The sequence below is a fragment of the Intestinibacillus sp. NTUH-41-i26 genome, from assembly GCF_032769475.1.
In the GTDB taxonomy this organism is placed as follows: Bacteria; Bacillota; Clostridia; order Oscillospirales; family Butyricicoccaceae; genus Agathobaculum; species Agathobaculum ammoniilyticum.
Genome location: NZ_CP136477.1, coordinates 2320818 through 2336852, shown reverse-complemented (window position 1 = coordinate 2336852; position 16035 = coordinate 2320818). Strand labels below are relative to the sequence as shown.

Sequence of the window (16035 nt, the reverse complement as noted above, 5' to 3'; positions counted from 1 at the left end):
GGTAGCGGTTAACTGAATAGCGGCCCTCGTTTCGGCTCTGTACTCATCTTAAAAGCTGAGAAAAGAGAAGGAATGAGGGCCGTTTGAATAAAAATGATCTTTATGCCTGGGAAATGGCCGGAACGTCCGGCTTGGAGTTTCCAGGATGCGGAAAGGATAGGTGCTGCTATGAAAATAGGTGGGTTTGGCAAAATAAAAGACTATCTGCCGATTGCAGAGGCGGGATATGATTTCGCAGAATTGGATGTCCCCGAGATCGCGGATCTAAGCGGGGAAGCACTGGATGAATTGAAAAAGAGCATAAAAATCGGCGTGCCGATACAGATTGGTTCCCGCCTGCTGCCGGTGGCAGAGCCGCTGTTTTTCGAGGAGGGATTTAAACCCGAATCGCTGGAGCCATACCTGGAAGAGGCTTGCGGAAAAACGGCGAGGCTTGGTATCCGTACCCTTATCCTGGGGAACGGCAAGGCGCGCTGGATACGGACGGCGTCAGAACGGCCGAAAGAAGAGGCGTTCATAGAAGCGCTGCGCCTGATGGCGCGTAAAGCGGAGGAAAATCATCAGGAACTGATTCTGGAGCCGCTGGGACCGAAATATTCAAACTATATCAATACAGTTGTACAAGCGGTGCAGCTGATAGAAAAAGTAAAAATAAACAACCTTTTTACCATGGCGGATCTTCGGCATATGGTAGCGGCCGGAGAGCCGTTTCAGGATTTGCAAACCTATTTGCCGTATATTCATCATATCCACATGGATTATCCGCTTTCCTATCCGGAAAGAAACTATCCTTCTGTGAGGGACGGTTATGATTACCGTGTGTTTCTTGACAGCCTGGAGCGGGCGGGCTATGACGGCACGCTGACCATTGAAGCCGATATCCCCGAAAACTGGCATAAGGCATGCCGGCAGGTCATGGAGGTGCTGGAAAAATAGCAGGACTTGACAAAAGGCGGCCAGCGCACTGGGAAAGGCCTGGAAGCAGGCGGCGGAACGTAGCGGAGCTATGGGCTGAAGCGGTGCAGATAACGGAAAAGGAGAGTATGATGTACGAAAAAAGATTATCCGGCGTGGTTATTCCGACTATTACGCCGATGCACGAAGATGGATCAATGGATGAGCGCTCACTGGCGGGCTTTACGGAATATCTGGTGCAGGCGGGGGTGGACTGCCTGTATCCGAACGGCACCAACGGGGAGAGCCTTCTGCTCAGCAGGGAGGAGCGCGAAACGGCAGCGGAAATTATGGTGGAAACCGTGGCAAAGCGCATTCCGGTATTCATCCAGTGCGGCAGCATGACGACTGCGGAGACTATCTCTCATGTGCGGCACGCGGTCAGAATCGGCGCGGATGGCGTGGGCGTGATGTCGCCGGCATTCTTTCCTATGGACGAGGCATCCCTGCTTGGCTATTACAGCGCGGTGGTCGAGAGCGTACCGCCGGATTATCCGGTTTATATCTATAACATTCCCGGCTGCACAACGAGCGACGTCAAACCCGAACTGCTGGGCAGGCTGATGGAAAAATACGAAAATGTTGCGGGCATCAAATACAGTTGCCCTGACCTGATGCGCATTGAGGATTATCTGCTGTGCAGCGAGCGCATCCCAGACCTGCTGATCGGCTGCGACAGCCTGTTCCTCCCGTGCCTGATGACAGGCGGTGTCGGCACGGTGACCGGCCCGGGGGCGATCTTCCACGAACGGTTCAATCGCCTGTACCGCCAGTACCGTGAGGGCGATATGGAAGGCGCGCGCAGGACGCAGCAGCAGATTGTCAGGACCGACCGCGAACTGGCGGCAGTCCCGGGCATTCCGGCGCTTAAAGCGCTGCTCAAGCTGCGCGGCATCATTGAAAATGACACCTGCCGCGGGCCGCTGCGCAAGCTGACGGACGGAGAATACGCGTTGCTCGAGCGCGTGCTGGAAGAGTACTATAAGGAGGAGGGTATCAATGGCTGAGAAAAAGCTGCGAGTTGGTGTAATCGGCATCGGCTATGTTTCAAAGAACAACTTTCTTCCCGTACTGCCGCGGTTTGACGATGTGGAGTTTGTCGGGCTGATGGCAGGCAAGCTGGAAAACGCGCAGCATGCGCAACGTCTCTGCGGTGCGCAGCATGCGGTCGATACCCTGGAAGCGTTCGTGTCGCTCGGCCTGGACTGCGCCTTTGTGCTGACCCCCAAGCAATGCCACGCAGAGCAGATTGCTTTTCTGTTGGAGCATGGGGTTGACGTATACAGTGAAAAACCAATGGCAACCACATTGAAGGATGCGGCGTACATTGCAGACGTTGCGGAAAAGACCGGCAAAAAGCTGATGATCGGCTTTAACCGCCGTTACGCGCCAGTCTGCCAAAAAGCCAAGGCGGTTTATGGGGAAGGGTCTCCGGAGGTGATCATCGCACAGAAAAACCGTCCGGCGACCGAGTACCGCGCCACATTGGAAAACGCGATCCACATGGTCGATCTGATGCGCTACTACGGCGGTGAGGTCAAGGACGTCAATGCGCTGACCAAGTTCACGGATCCGTATTATGAGACGTTTACGACCGCTCAACTGGAATTCGAGAACGGCGCTTCGGGTATGCTGATCGCGGCCCGCTGCTCGGGCCAGTGGGAGGAAACCATTGAACTGCATGGGAATAACCGCTCGGCGTTTATTAAAATGCCGGACAGTGTGACAGTGACGGATGCGGAGGAACAGCATAAGACTGCAATGACCCCGCTCGCTATGGGCTGGGCCAAGTCCGAGGATAAACTGGGCTTTACGAATGCAATCCGTCATTTCCTCGATTGTGTGCGCGACGGCAAAACCCCGCTTACCGATGCGGCGGACGCCTACAAGACCCACGAATTGCTCGACCGCATCCTGCGTGCCGCCGGGCTGCCGGCGATGGATTAAAGGAGGGAGCCGCTATGTTCAAAATTGCCGGACATACCATGGGTACACCGGAATACACTGTTTGCGAGGCGCTCGAACTGCTGCATCGCATCGGCGCAGACGGTGTCGAGATTGTTGTACAGAATGATTACCGCTCTGGGCTACCATGTGACTGCAATGAAAATACTTTGGCCGAGGTCAGGCGGTGTGCAGAGCAGAACAACATCCAGATCATCTGCCTGACGCCATATAACTCCTATTTCAATTCGCTGGACGAACCGGTCCGCCAGCGCGAAATCGCCGCTATCAAAAAGGTGATGGGTTATTGCGATCAGTTGGGTACAAAGTACATCCGCATTTACGGCGGTAATCTGGCCGCTGGGGATACGGAGAAATTAGCGGAGCGCCGCGCCAGACTGATCGAATCCATGCGCGAGCTGGGCGATGCAGCAGCAGAAAAAGGCGTGACGCTGGTGATTGAGAACCATTTTAATACAATGGCGGTTTCGGCGAAAGAAAGCGCGTCGCTTATCAGGGAAATTGACCATCCGGCAGTCCGCATCCTGTACGATCAGGCAAACCTGACCTTTACCGGAAACGAAGGATATGAAGAAGCGCTTCCCCTACAGCAGCAGTATGTGGCATACATGCATGTGAAGGATCTGGTATTCAAAGAAGGTGTGGCGTTTTCCTCTTCCAATGTAGCGCGACCGGACGAATCCGAACGCAATGTGTATACGCGCATCGTGGGCGAGGGGGTTATACCGTGGCCGGAGATCCTGCGCGCGGTCAAAGCGCGCGGTTATGACGGCTGGCTGTCCCTCGAATATGAGCGCCGGTGGCATCCGGATGATATTCCGGACGCATCCATCGGTATGAAGCGGTCGCTGGAATACCTGCGCGGCATCGAGCTGTGAAAATTTATCCCAAAACGCCCAACAGCATTGGAGGGAATGTGCTATGATTAATCAAACCATGAAGATCGCCCTCTTGGGCGTGAGCCACTGGCATGTACCGCTCTATCTGCCCGGCTTGCCGGAGAACTCGGTCGTGGGTGTGAGCGATGGTGACGCGGGCATTGCCGCCCGCATTGCCGCGCCCTACGGTTGTCCAGCCTACACCGATCACCGGCAGATGCTACATGAAGTGAAGCCGGACTTCGTCTTTGCCTTTGCCCCGCACTACCGGATGCATGCGGTCGCCTCCGAGCTGATCGAGGCGGGAATCCCGTTTACAATGGAGAAGCCCGCAGGGCTTGACCGCCGCGAGGTGGAGACACTGTACAATGCCGCCGAGCGCAAAAATGCGTTCTGCGCGATTCCATTCGTCTGGCGGTACAGCGACACGGTAAACGACTTGAAAAACCGGTATCTTTCCGGTAAAATTGTGCATATGTCCTACAAATTCGTGGCGGGACCACCGTCGCGCTACCTTGCGACCTCGCGCTGGATGCTGTCACAGGAGACTGCGGGAGGCGGCTGTATGACCAATCTCGGCGTGCATTTCATCGACATGGCGCTCTACCTGACTGGCAGCCAAGGCGCGGAGATGTTGTCCTCGGTCTACCAATACACCTCGGAATATGCTATCGAGACCTATGCCTCCTCCATGCTGCGGCTGGATACGGGCGCGTCCCTGCTGATCGAGAGCGGCTATGCCTATCCCATGTCGGACGGTGCCAAGCGTGAAAACCGCTGGACGATCGTGACTGAAAATGGTTACTACATCCTTGCGGACAACGATTTGGAGCTGCGTACCTTCGGTGCGGTGCCGGCGCATATCGCGTTGAACACGGACAGCGATCCCTATTACGCGATCTTCGCCCGTACTACGCTTGCGGACTATGCAAATAGCGCACGTCCGCGGGCCTCGCTGAAAGAGATGCTCGCGGCACGGACGATTCTGGACGAAATGAATGCCAAGGCGGCATACAGCGGCGCAAAGGAAACGCTGGGCGGACGATTCTGAAAAGCGGGAGACAAGGAGAAAGACATGGGAAAAATTCCTCATATTCTGGTGGTAGGCAGCATCATGATGGATCTGGTGGCGTCTACGAAACGTGCGCCGCGTGAGGGGGAAACCATCATCGGCATGAAATTCACCACCGCCCCGGGCGGCAAGGGCAGCAATCAGGCGGTCCAGTGCGCCCGATTGGGGGCGGAGGTCGCTATGGTCGGCAAGGTCGGTCGGGACGGCTTCGGCAAAACGCTGCTCGAAACGGCATCTGCTGCGGGTGTGGATGTTTCCAGGGTGCTGACCGATCCGGCCGAGGCGACGGGGGTTGCGCACATTACGCTTGAAGTGAGCGAAAACGACGCAAAAAACCGGATCACTGTCTGCCCCGGGGCGAACTTTACCTTGACTGTGGAGGAGATCACCTGGCTGAAAGCCCGCGTTGCGGACTATGACCTTGTGATGCTGCAGCTTGAACTGCCCATGGAGGTGGTAGAGTCCGTGGCCGCATGGGCCTATGAGGCCGGCGTACCCGTTATGCTCAACCCAGCGCCCGCTGCGGCGCTGTCGGATACGCTGCTTGGCCATGTGACCTATCTATCCCCCAATGAGCATGAGGCGACGCTGATGTCCGGACAGCAGATCGCTGTTGGCAATGGCATCAATCGGGAGGATATGCACAGGGCCGCACGCTATTTTATGCAGCGCGGGGTGAAAAACCTGATCGTTACGCTGGGCGCGAACGGCTCGGTCTGCGTCAACCAAAACGGCACGGTTTATACCCCGTCCGTCCATATGGATAAGATCATCGACACGACCGCGGCGGGGGATTCGTTTGTCGCCGCGTTCTGCACGGGGCTCACTGCGGGGCTGGATGAGCGGCAGGCGCTGGCATTTGCCAGCCATACGGCGGCGATCACGGTATCCCGCATGGGCGCGATGCCAAGCCTGCCGACAATCACAGAGGTGAAAGCGCTGATCGTGGAAAAGGGCTGCCGTGGGATCGATACGAATATACTGGACATGCTGGAACGGTCAGGAACCTCGACGAAATAGGGGAGGAAAGCGGAAAGGCCGGCAGTTTTTCACGCATCCGCGCGAAAAGCTGCCGGCCTTATCCGTTAGCCTTGCTGCATTTTATGCGCCGCCGTTTTTTCAGGGCAGCGCAAGGGAAGACCAAAGGTGAGCTGGAATTGGCCGCGGCCGGTCTCAATCCGGCAGAAACCGCCAGCCTGCTTGAGAATGCGGTCGATAATCTTCAGGCCATAGCCGTGGGAAGAGAGCGGACCGCTCTTTTTCGATCCCGCGGCGGGTTCGGACAGCGGCGCGCTGTTGCAGCAGCAGAAAACGAGGAAATTATCCTTGGTGCGGATATCGAGCCGGATGAAGCGCTCGCCGACCGGCGAGCTGCACGCGGCATGCACGGCGTTCTCCATCACGTTCATCACCAGCGAAGCAAGGTCGGGGTCGGACAGAGGGAGCGAGGCGGGCGCCGCCGCGTGAACGACTTCCACCCGAACCTTGTCGCGCAAGGCCGCCGCCAGCGTTCCGTTGAGGATGATATCCAGCATTTGATTGCCGCAGCGGACGACCGGTGTAATCGATCTGCTCTGGGAAATGAGGCCGTCCACATATTCCTGCGCCTGCGTATAATCCTGCTTTCGCAACAAGGCGCGCAGCACGGTCAGATGGTGGCGCATGTCGTGGCGCAGCTCCATGGTCTGCTCGGTCTGTGCGCGCAGGGTGTCGTAGCTGGCGCGGGCGAACTGCTCCTTGGCGAGCAGGATGGAGGTCTCCGACCGGCGGCGCACCAGGCCTTTGACAGTCTGGACGGCCAGAGCGATCAGGGCTGCAACAAAACACAGCGGCATCAGGACGAGCAGCAGGGAAAGCGCGGTGGCCTGCGCGCCGTCGGCCCGCTGTAGTTCTGGAAAAAAACGCGGGCCGAGCAGCAGGAACAGGGCGGCGATTGCGCCGCCGGTCAGTACGAGCAGGCAAAACTGCCGGTGGAAAGCCGAGCCGCGCCGCCAGGCCAGCAGCGCCAGAAGAAAGGCCAGCAAAAGGGCGAATACCGTCGCTTTGGCGCAAAGCAGCGCATGCACCGTCCCCTGATATTCGCAGACCGTATTATAGCAGACGACGCCGAACTGCAGCAGCGCGACGGTCAGCATCGTCCAGCGCAGCCAGCCGGAAAGCGGGCAGACGAGCAGGCCGAGCAGCAGGGAGGCCGACACATACAGACAAAGCGCGGTCAGGTCGATCGGCAGGACGCCGAAATAGTAGAAAAAGAACGGCGCCTGCACGATCTCGCGGAGCATCAGGGCAAAGGAAAGCTGTGCAAGCAGCGGCAGGCTGGCGTCCAGTCGGCCGGAGGAGGCGTTCCAAATGAAGATAATCAGCATGAAAACCCCTGCTGAGAAGAGCAGGGCCGCGGGGATTATATGGCGGGCGGTCTGGGCGATCAGCCCGCTTTCATAGGCGTAGCCGCAATAGAGTGTGATATCTGCGGGGAACACATCGGCGTCCGAGCCGGGGGCGTCGCTGCCCACGGCATAGGTGGACTGCGCGATGGTGAGCGTTTTTCCCGCATAGCCCGCGGGAAGGGACACAACCAGCGGTTCAAAGCGGTCCGCCTCCAGCATGGGGAGCGTAAGATAGCCGATGCGGTTGTCCAGTTCCGGACAGTCGGTGTAGATCAGCTCGTCGTCCAGGAACACGCTGAAGGTGCGGTTTGCTGCGCCGATGCGCAGGGTCGGGCTGTCGAGTTCCTCGGTCAGCCGGCGGGAAAAATAGAACGTCTGCCCCGGATAGTCCAGCCCATAATAGGCGCCGTAGCCAGTGGGCGTCAGCTCCTTCACCGCCCCCTCCGTACAGGTGTACACTGTCCAGCCCTTGTTGCCCTGCCACGGCTGGCCGTCCTCCCCGATGATCGAAAGATTATAGGAGGCGTCCTCCATGGGGGAGACATAGGTGAGCAGCACGGGGGAAAAGGCGGTCAGGATAATCAGCGTTGTCAATACGGCGAATACGATTCTTTTCAAGACGGGATACCTCCGGAAAAGCAGGATAAAGGAATACGCGGGGGACAGGCGCGCCGCATGCGTTCGGCTGGGAATAGCGGAATGCAGCGGCATATGCGGTCCATCCCCACATGGCGAGGCCTCCGCACGGTAAACCGGCGGAGGCTTCGCGGTAGTGCTATACGAGTTTTTGCAGGGTCAGGATGTTTTTTCCGTCCCTGTATTCATATTGGACGGTATCCATCAGCCGTTTGACCATGAAGATGCCCAGGCCGCCGATGCGGCGTTCCTCCGCGGGGAGGGTGGTGTCCGGCTCGTCGTTTTTCAGCGGGTCATAGGGTTTGCCGGAATCCAGAAATTCAATTGTGATCTGCGGCTGGCCCTGTGTGCTGACCTGGCAGCGGATGGTTGCGTCGCCCACGTCGGGCCGGTAGGCGTAGTGGGCGATGTTGACGAAAATTTCCTCTACCGCGATCGCAATCTGGTTGCAGATTTTGGTCGAACAATTGATCTGGTCAAGCTCGCCCTGTACAAATTCCAGCACCGTATCGAGCTGTTCGGTCAGTGCTGGTACGGTAATCGTTTTCATAGTGTCTCCTCCTTGGAATTGGACGGCATGTACTCACAGAACCGCAGCCCCAGCATGGTGATGTCATCCGCCTGCGGCGCGCCGGAGACGAACAGATCCACCTGGGATTTGGCGTAAGGCAGCAGCTGGTCGGGGACGAGCCCTTTCGCGGCGTCGGCGTTGAGCGCGGCCTCCAGCCGTTTTTCGCCGTACAGCTCAAGCGCGGCGTTGGTCGCCTCGGTCACACCGTCCGTATACAGGAACAGGCAGTCGCCCGGCTTCAGGGTGACCTGGAATTCCTTATAGCGCATGCCCTCCATGCCGGCGAGTACGAAGCCAGGGCGCAACCTGAGCCATTCAAAGCGGCCGCCCTCCTGCTGGATCAAGGGCGGGTTGTGGCCCGCGTTAGCATAGGTCAGCACGCCGGTGCGCAGGTCGAGGATGCCGAGATAGGCGGTGACGAACAGCCCCTCGCCGTTGTTTTCGCAAAGCTGCTCGTTGGCGCGGGTGAAGATCTCCGCCGGCGACAGGCTGGACTGCGCCTGGTTGCGGATGATGGTCTTGGCGATCACCATGAACAGCGCGGCCGGCACGCCCTTGCCCGACACATCCGCAATGACGATGGCAAGATGGGTCTGGTCGATCATAAAAAAGTCGTAAAAGTCGCCGCCGACCTCCTTGGCAGGATCCATAGTGGCGTAAACGTCAAACTCGTTCCGGTCCGGAAAGGCGGGGAAGATATTGGGCAGCATATCGCGCTGGATGTTGCTGGCAACGTTCAGCTCCGCCTCGGTCTTGAGCGCGCGGGAGGACCACAGCGCGGTGGAAAAAATCTCATAATACAGGATAACGAATACCGAGCAAATAATCAAATAAAAAATGATAAAATATACACGGGTATCCGGTAGGCCGGGCAGGATGCCGAGGGTGTTGGTCAGCCGGTTGACGATCGCAAACGCGACAAAGCAGTAGACTGGAATGGGTACATAGTTTTTCAGCTGCTTTCCCAGCACCGAGATGACCTGCTGCACGATCTTGCTGACAAAGCGGCGGTAGGCAAAGAACATCACCGTGAACCAGAACGCCTTGATGCAGAGGAAAATGCCGACCGTGCGCATATTGTACGGATTGGGGGTATTGTCGATAAAGCTAAGCGTGGTGCCGCAGAAGAAGAACGTGGTCACGTTGGCGATCAGTGCACCCATGACCGAGGTGAACACGCGTGCCGCGCGTTCGTCGGCATACAGCACCACCGCCGCTGCCGGCATGAGCACCAGCATGCTCAAAAAATTGATGTTGTCGTCCGTAATATTGATGGAGTAGCTGGCGACGCATGTGACAAGGTGCAGCGCCGCGAACAGGACCCAGCCGAGGAAGGTCTGTCCCGCGTTCCGGCGGCGGGTCAGCGTGCTGTTGGTGAGCAGAGCCGCCGCCCAAAAGGACAGATTGTTCGCCAGCGACCACAGCAGCGTCACGGAAAATTCAACTTGCATGGATGATTCCTCCTGTCATGGGGGGATTTTTACTGGAACGCGCCCAGTGTATCTAGTCCGGTCAGATATGCGGATAGGTATTCGTCCGAGATTTCGGGCCAGAGGAACCCCTCCTGCTCGAGCGCGCGGATGGAGAAGCCGCTTTCGCAGGGCGTTTCGATCAGATGGCGACCGCCGGTCACGCGGGTCAGGAAGCCGTCCAGCGCGCCGTTGAACGCAGGGTCCTCGGCGGCGTGCAGCATGAATTCGTCGAACTCCCTGTCGTCCACCGCGCGAACCGGATAGCCAAGCGCGGAAATGCGCGTGAGCAGTTTGCTGACCGGCAGGTCATTGCTGTCGAAGATATGGAACACGGTGTATTCCTCCGCGCTGCCCGCCAGACGGCAGATTGCGCGGGCGACCGCGTCCACCGGAGAGAAATTGATCCAGCTGCACGCCATGGACTGCGGGCAGAGTCCGGTGCGGACGATGGACTGCAGCAGCTTGGTAAAGCCGTTGGTGGCGCGGTTCATTTGGAACTCGCCGTCCGTGATGCGCCCCTGCAGGTTGCCCACGCGCATGATCTTGGCGCGCAGGCCGTTCGCGGTTTCGAGCAGGATGAGCTTTTCGGCCGTGAATTTGCTTTCCAGGTAGTCGTTGGACAGGTCTTGCCGCACCCACAGGCGTTGCTCGCTGAGGGATACGCCGATCTCGGCCATTTCACGCTCGATAAAGCCGCCCACGCTGAGCGTGGAGATGTGGATGAGCGCGGCGTCATGCTGTTTGCAGAACGCGATCACGTTGCGCACGCCGTCCACATTGGTCTGGCGGATGCGGTTGCCGACGCCGAAGTGGCTGACGTCCGCCGCGCAGTGGATGACCGTGTCGATCTTGACGCCGTCCGGCAGGCTGGCGATATTCTCGCGCATCAGGTCGCCGTCCACCGCGAACAGACGGTGGCCAAAGGCTTCGGCAAAGTTGTTTTCGAAATAGTAGAAAAGCGAGCCCTTGAGACGCTTTTCCGGCGTCAGGTTGTTTTTGGGGCGCACCATACAGTAGATCTTGTTATAGCCTGTAGTGAGCAGCTCGTACAGCACATGGATGCCGAGAAAGCCGGTCGCGCCGGTGAGCAGCACGGTGCCGAGCGGGTGCAGGCCTTTGCGGTAATTGCGGTTGCGGCAAAGCGCGTCGCGCAGGAGAGCTGCTTCCTGCTGGGTGCAGGGCAGGCTGCCCGCTTTCGAAAGGACAGGCTCGGGCAGGTCGCCGCCGTCCAGATCGCAGCACTGTACCAGATCGCGCACGGTGGGATGGTCAAACACCCGGCCGTATTCCAGCTCGAAGCCCTCATGCTTGGCCAGCAGCACGATCTGTGCCGCCTGCAGCGAGGTGCCGCCCAAATCGAAGAAGCTGTCGGTCGCGCCGATCTCTTCTTCGGGCAGGTTCAGCACCTGCGAAAAGATGCGGCACATGGTCCGCTCACGCGCGTTGCGCGGCGGGATGTAGGTGCGCTCCACATGGATCGCCTGATTGGCCAGCGCACGCTTGTCGATCTTGCCGTTTGAGGTATGCGGCAGATCGGGCAGATACACGAACAGGTCGGGTACCATGTAGCGTGTCAGGAAGCCGCCGGCGTATTGCTTCAGCTCGTCCACATCGCAGGGTTCGGCGGCGGAGTAGAAGCAGCAGAGGTGCTCCCGCCCGTCGATCGTGCGGACGAGCGCGGCGCACTGGCGGATGTAGGGGAAGGACTCGATGCAGCGCTCGACCTCCTTCAGCTCGATGCGCAGCCCGCGCAGCTTGACCTGTTCGTCGTTGCGGCCGCAGTAGGCGAGGCTGCCGTTGGGCAGGGCATAGCCATAGTCGCCGGTGAGGTATACCCGATCGTTGATCGGACCGTCGCGCAGCTCGATGAAGCGTTCCGCGGTCAGGTCGGGACGGCCGAGATAGCCGCGCGCCACGCCGTAGCCCGCCACGGCGATCTCGCCGGTTGCGCCGGGCGGTACGATGCGGCGGTCCTTATCCAGCAGGTAGATGCGCGCCCCGGCGATGGTCGAGCCGATGGTGATACGCTCCCGAATGCGGCCGACCGTCGCGCCGATGGTGATTTCGGTCGGGCCGTAGCCGTTATACAGGCGCGCGGGGGTGGCCCTGTGCAGCGCGTCCAGCAGGGGCTGGGTAAAGGCCTCGCCGGCCGCGAGCACGATATCCACGCTGCGCATGGCCTCGCGGAACGAGGGCTCCTCCAGATAGGCGAGCAGGCGGGAGGGCGTGCAGTGCAGAATGTTGGCGCCGTTCTCCGTTATGTACTGCGCGAGCGCATCCGGATTGTTCATCCCCTCCTCGTCCGCGAATACGACGGGTATGCCGTTGAGCAGGGTGGAGAACAGCTCGAACATGGAAATATCAAAGCAGACCGAGCCGACCGCCACGATGCCTTTGCCGTTCGCGCAGATATCGCGGTTGAATTCATTGTTGTCCGGCTGCATGAAGTTGACGATGCCGCGGTGCTCGATCATGACGCCCTTGGGCTTGCCGGTCGTACCCGAGGTATAGATGATATAGCACAGCCAGTCTTGGCCGACCGCGGGCAGCGGTGCGTCCGGCTGCTGCGGCGGGTCAAACAGCGGGCTGGGCGCAATAACCGGACAGCCGGCGCCCGTGATGTCCGCCTCCGTGACCAGCAGGCCGGCCTTACTGTCCGACAGGATAAAGCGGATGCGTTCTTCGGGATAGGAGCAGTCGATCGGCACATAGGCCGCGCCCGCCTTGAGAATACCCAGCAGCATCACGGGCAGCGCAGTGGTGCGCGGCAGCAGGAACGCCACATAGGACTGCGGCTGCACACCGGCGGCGATCAGGTTGCGCGCGACACGGTCAGAGGCCTCGTCCAGCTCGCGGAAGGTGTAGCTGGGGCCTTTGCCGGACAGGGCGCGCCGGTCCGGATGAAGCGCCGCCTGCGCGCGGAAGCGGGTGATGATGGTATCGTTCGGGTCAACCGGCAGCACTGGACCGGAGAGCAGCGCGCGCTGGCAGAATTTGTCCTCGTCGGTCAGCAGCTCGATGGAGCGGCAGGGCAGGGTGCAGTCCCCCATGCCTTGATCGAGAATGGCGCGCAGCATTTGCGCGATCTGTGTGATCTCATGCGGTGTGTAATAAGAGGCGCGGTAGTCGAGCCGGAATTGGTAATCGCCCATGCCGCTCCAGTCAAGGACGTGCAGGGTGAGCAGGTTGGTCATAGCGCCGCCGAAGTGCATCGCGCACCGCACGGGAAGCCCGTGCAGCGGCAGGGTAAAGTTTTGGTAGGATAGAGTAAAGTGCGACAGCGCGCCCGCCATGCCCGTGCGGGACAAGTCGCCCATGATTTCGGACAGGCCGTAGCCCTTGTGCGCCGCCGCCAGCCGGTTCTGCGCCTGCACCTCCTGACACAGCGCGGCAAAGCTGGCATCCGGCGCGATATGCAGGCGCACTGGAACCGCGAGCGTGTACATGCCCGCGGCATTACGGTCTTCATCCGTGCCGCGGTTGAGGCGGGGGGTGATGATGACGACATCCTCCGTACCCAGCATGCGCGACAGATAGACCGCATACGCGGCGAAAAATACGCAGTATGGCGTGACGTTCTGCTGCGCGGCAAAGGCGCGCAACCGGTCGGAGCGTTCCTTCCCGACCGTGTGCGACGACCACACGAGCCGGTGGCCGGACTGGTCGGGCGTGGGATGGGGCAGTCGGCCGGTCTCGGCTCCGCTGAGGTAATCCTGCCAGAAGCCGCGGTCTGCCAGGCGCTCCTCTTCCACATCCGCGCCGGCCGCCGCCGCGCGGGACAGGAAGGAGACGAACGGCTGGGGATCCTCGCCAGCGCAAATCGCCAGCAGGCGGCTGTACACAGCCGCCATGGCGTAACTGTCCGCCACAATATGGTGTACGCGCAGCAGCAGCGCGGTTTTGCCGGGCAGGGTGTAGATGACCGCGTTGAACAGCGCGCTGTCGTACAGGTCAAAGCAGTAGCGCGACTGCTCATTGAATACGGCGGTAAGCTCCTCCTCGCCGGAAAGTGGGATCACGCGGCAGGCGAAAGGCGTGTAGCCCGCGTCGTACTGTAGCGGCCCGTCCTTGCCGCGCGTCACGCGGAGGCGGAGGGTTTCGGTCGTCTGCACCAGGCGGTTGAGCGCGCGGTCAAGCTGCGCGGGGGCGGGAGCGTTGTCAAAGGTCAGCAGTACGGATTCGGTATACAGCGCCTTGTCCGGACAGCTTTCGCTTGCAAGCCAGATCTGATGCTGCGGTCGGGTCAATGGGATGCGGTTGTGGTGGATGTCCATAGATGCCAAATCTCCAATCTTTCGATACTCGGATAGCGGAACGGCTGTCCGTAGATGCAGACAGCCGCCAGTAAGCCCGACAGCATGCGTGCTGTCAGGCGGATTCAATTGTCAGGATATCGGAAAAGCCGGTCATATCGAACACCTCCATGATCTCGTCCGAAACATGGCGCAGGGTCATCGTCTGGCCGCCCGCGGCGACCGCCTTCTGTCCGGTGAGCAGGGAGCGCAGCCCAGCGCTGCTGACGTAGGCCAGCTCGGAAAAGTCCAGCAGGATGCTCTTGCCGGTCTTGATCTCACCGAGCAGGGTATCCTGGAAATCCGGAGCGGTGGTGGTGTCCAGGCGCCCATTCAGCTTGAGGACGGTCTGGCCGTTTTCGGTGCTTTTGCTGATGTTCATAATGATATAACTCCTTTTCCAAATGGTATCTGTCAGGGATGGGGGCGGCCTGCCCGCAGCCGGTAGGCGGCAAGCGCCCGTTGGATCAGCAGGTAATTTTGCTTGCTTACGGGGAGCGCTGCGCCGCCGGACAGGGTGATCCGGTACCGGCGCAGTCCGGCGACATAGGGCAGGTGTACCAGATAGCTCCGGTGGCAGCGCAGAAAATCGCAGCTGGAAAGCCGCTGCTCCAGCGCGGAAAGATGTCCCCTGCCGCAATAGGTGCTGCCGTCTGCGGTATGGATATGCAGCTCGTGGTCGAACACCTCCGCGTACACGATCTGTTCGACAGGAAGCACCTGCGCTTCACCGCAGCTGCGCAGCGTGATGGTGCGGGCTGCTTTCCGCGGGGATGGCCGCCCACCGCGCTGCCGGACAGGCGAGTCGGCATGCATGCACAACGGAACGGGCGAGCCGCGGACCGCGGCGGGGATATCCATGGCGTTTACCTCCTTTGTCAATTTACAGTATACTCCGATAAGGACAACAAAAGGACAACGGGCCAATCACAGGCCTTCCATTTTGCCTACGGAAAATTCCGCCCAGCTATAGCTCGGCAGATAGTTGTGGCGGTAGCTGTTGACCGCCTGCGGCTCCCCATCGAGAAAGCGGTAGCTGTCGCAGTCGATCTCGTCGGCGCGGACAGAGATGCTGTTGTGGCTTTTGACCAGGATATGCTCGATGCCGGCCTGCCTGAGCGTGCTGCGCAGGTCGTGTACAATGGTCTGGAAATAGTTTTTGCGCGCGATATTGTAAACGCCGTCCTCCCACAGCAGGCTGCACGCCTCCCGTGTGGTCAGCCCCGCGCCGCGGCGGTCGATCAGGCAGGCGAACAGTTCCTTGGCCTTGGCGCGGCTGAATGCGAGGGGGGCGCCGTTCACCCATACCTCAAACCCGCCGAAGGTCTGCACCCGTATGGCATGCGGGGCGGGGATATCGCCGTATAAAAAGGTCAGCTCCCGCTTCAGCTCGTCTGTATCCACCGGCTTGAGCAGATAGCCGCTGGCGTGCAGGGCAAAGGCGGATACCGCATATTTGTCATAGCCGGTCACGAAAATGATGTGCAGGTCAGGCTGCAGGTCCTTGAGCTGCTTGGCCAGCGCCAGCCCGCTCACATCGCTCATCTCAATATCCAGAAAAGCGGCGTCGATCGGATGGGTTTGGGCATACGCCAGCGCCTGTGCAGGGGAAGAAAAGCAGGCGCAGCAGCAGTCGGGTGCGGCTTCCGCCAAAGTGAGACGGAGGTCGTCCAGACACAGGGGTTCGTCGTCGATCGCTAAAAAATTCATGTGCGTTTCTCCTTGGGCATGCCGTGCGGGCGCGGAACAAGAAAAAATTCCTGTTCACGACAGAAATCGCCACTTCGCGTGCAAACTGTGGTAAGATA

General features: G+C 59.6%; 13 protein-coding genes. 6 read left to right on the top strand and 7 right to left on the bottom strand.

Going from position 1 to position 16035, the window contains the following annotated elements; all coding sequences use genetic code 11:
* The first annotated feature begins 168 nt into the window (after positions 1-168).
* From RX717_RS11950 to rbsK, 6 genes are all read left to right on the top strand, one after another.
* Complete coding sequence (locus tag RX717_RS11950; RefSeq protein ID WP_107631764.1) at positions 169-936, top strand: sugar phosphate isomerase/epimerase family protein; 768 nt, start codon at positions 169-171, stop codon at positions 934-936.
* A 107-nt stretch (positions 937-1043) separates the two neighbouring features.
* Positions 1044-1961: a dihydrodipicolinate synthase family protein gene (locus RX717_RS11945; protein WP_242977938.1), complete on the top strand. Its 918-nt coding sequence runs from the start codon at positions 1044-1046 to the stop codon at positions 1959-1961.
* Positions 1954-2901, top strand: coding sequence for a Gfo/Idh/MocA family protein (locus RX717_RS11940; protein WP_107631766.1), 948 nt, complete (start codon positions 1954-1956; stop codon positions 2899-2901). The genes RX717_RS11945 and RX717_RS11940 overlap by 8 nt, the downstream gene beginning before the upstream one ends.
* 14 nt (positions 2902-2915) lie before the next feature.
* A complete protein-coding gene (locus tag RX717_RS11935) occupies positions 2916-3797 on the top strand; it encodes a sugar phosphate isomerase/epimerase family protein (RefSeq protein ID WP_316960305.1) in 882 nt (293 codons plus the stop codon).
* Positions 3798-3840: 43 nt separating this feature from the next.
* Positions 3841-4848: a Gfo/Idh/MocA family protein gene (locus tag RX717_RS11930; RefSeq protein ID WP_242977940.1), complete on the top strand. Its 1008-nt coding sequence runs from the start codon at positions 3841-3843 to the stop codon at positions 4846-4848.
* A gap of 24 nt (positions 4849-4872) precedes the next feature.
* On the top strand, positions 4873-5889 hold the full coding sequence (gene rbsK / locus RX717_RS11925) for a ribokinase (protein WP_107631767.1): 1017 nt from the start codon (positions 4873-4875) through the stop codon (positions 5887-5889).
* 65 nt (positions 5890-5954) lie between these two features.
* Here the strand turns inward: rbsK and RX717_RS11920 are convergent, their stop codons facing one another.
* The 7 genes from RX717_RS11920 to RX717_RS11890 all read right to left on the bottom strand — a co-directional run bounded on the left by RX717_RS11920 (position 5955) and on the right by RX717_RS11890 (position 15937).
* Positions 5955-7874: a sensor histidine kinase gene (locus RX717_RS11920; protein ID WP_159068186.1), complete on the bottom strand. Its 1920-nt coding sequence runs from the start codon at positions 7872-7874 to the stop codon at positions 5955-5957.
* Positions 7875-8031: 157 nt separating this feature from the next.
* The gene (locus tag RX717_RS11915) at positions 8032-8442 is read right to left on the bottom strand and encodes an ATP-binding protein (RefSeq protein WP_107631769.1); all 411 of its coding nucleotides are present in this window, start codon (positions 8440-8442) and stop codon (positions 8032-8034) included.
* Complete coding sequence (locus RX717_RS11910; protein WP_054326456.1) at positions 8439-9914, bottom strand: PP2C family protein-serine/threonine phosphatase; 1476 nt, start codon at positions 9912-9914, stop codon at positions 8439-8441. The genes RX717_RS11915 and RX717_RS11910 overlap by 4 nt, the downstream gene beginning before the upstream one ends.
* Positions 9915-9943: 29 nt before the next feature.
* Entirely contained in the window at positions 9944-14209 is a 4266-nt protein-coding gene (locus tag RX717_RS11905) for a non-ribosomal peptide synthetase (protein ID WP_107631770.1), read from the bottom strand.
* A gap of 94 nt (positions 14210-14303) precedes the next feature.
* Positions 14304-14609 (bottom strand): STAS domain-containing protein, encoded by a 306-nt coding sequence (locus RX717_RS11900; protein WP_054326459.1) that lies wholly within the window; start codon positions 14607-14609, stop codon positions 14304-14306.
* Positions 14610-14641: 32 nt separating this feature from the next.
* Entirely contained in the window at positions 14642-15088 is a 447-nt protein-coding gene (locus tag RX717_RS11895) for a LytR/AlgR family response regulator transcription factor (protein WP_107631771.1), read from the bottom strand.
* 66 nt (positions 15089-15154) lie between these two features.
* A complete protein-coding gene (locus tag RX717_RS11890; RefSeq protein ID WP_107631772.1) occupies positions 15155-15937 on the bottom strand; it encodes a response regulator in 783 nt (260 codons plus the stop codon).
* Positions 15938-16035 lie beyond the last annotated feature (98 nt).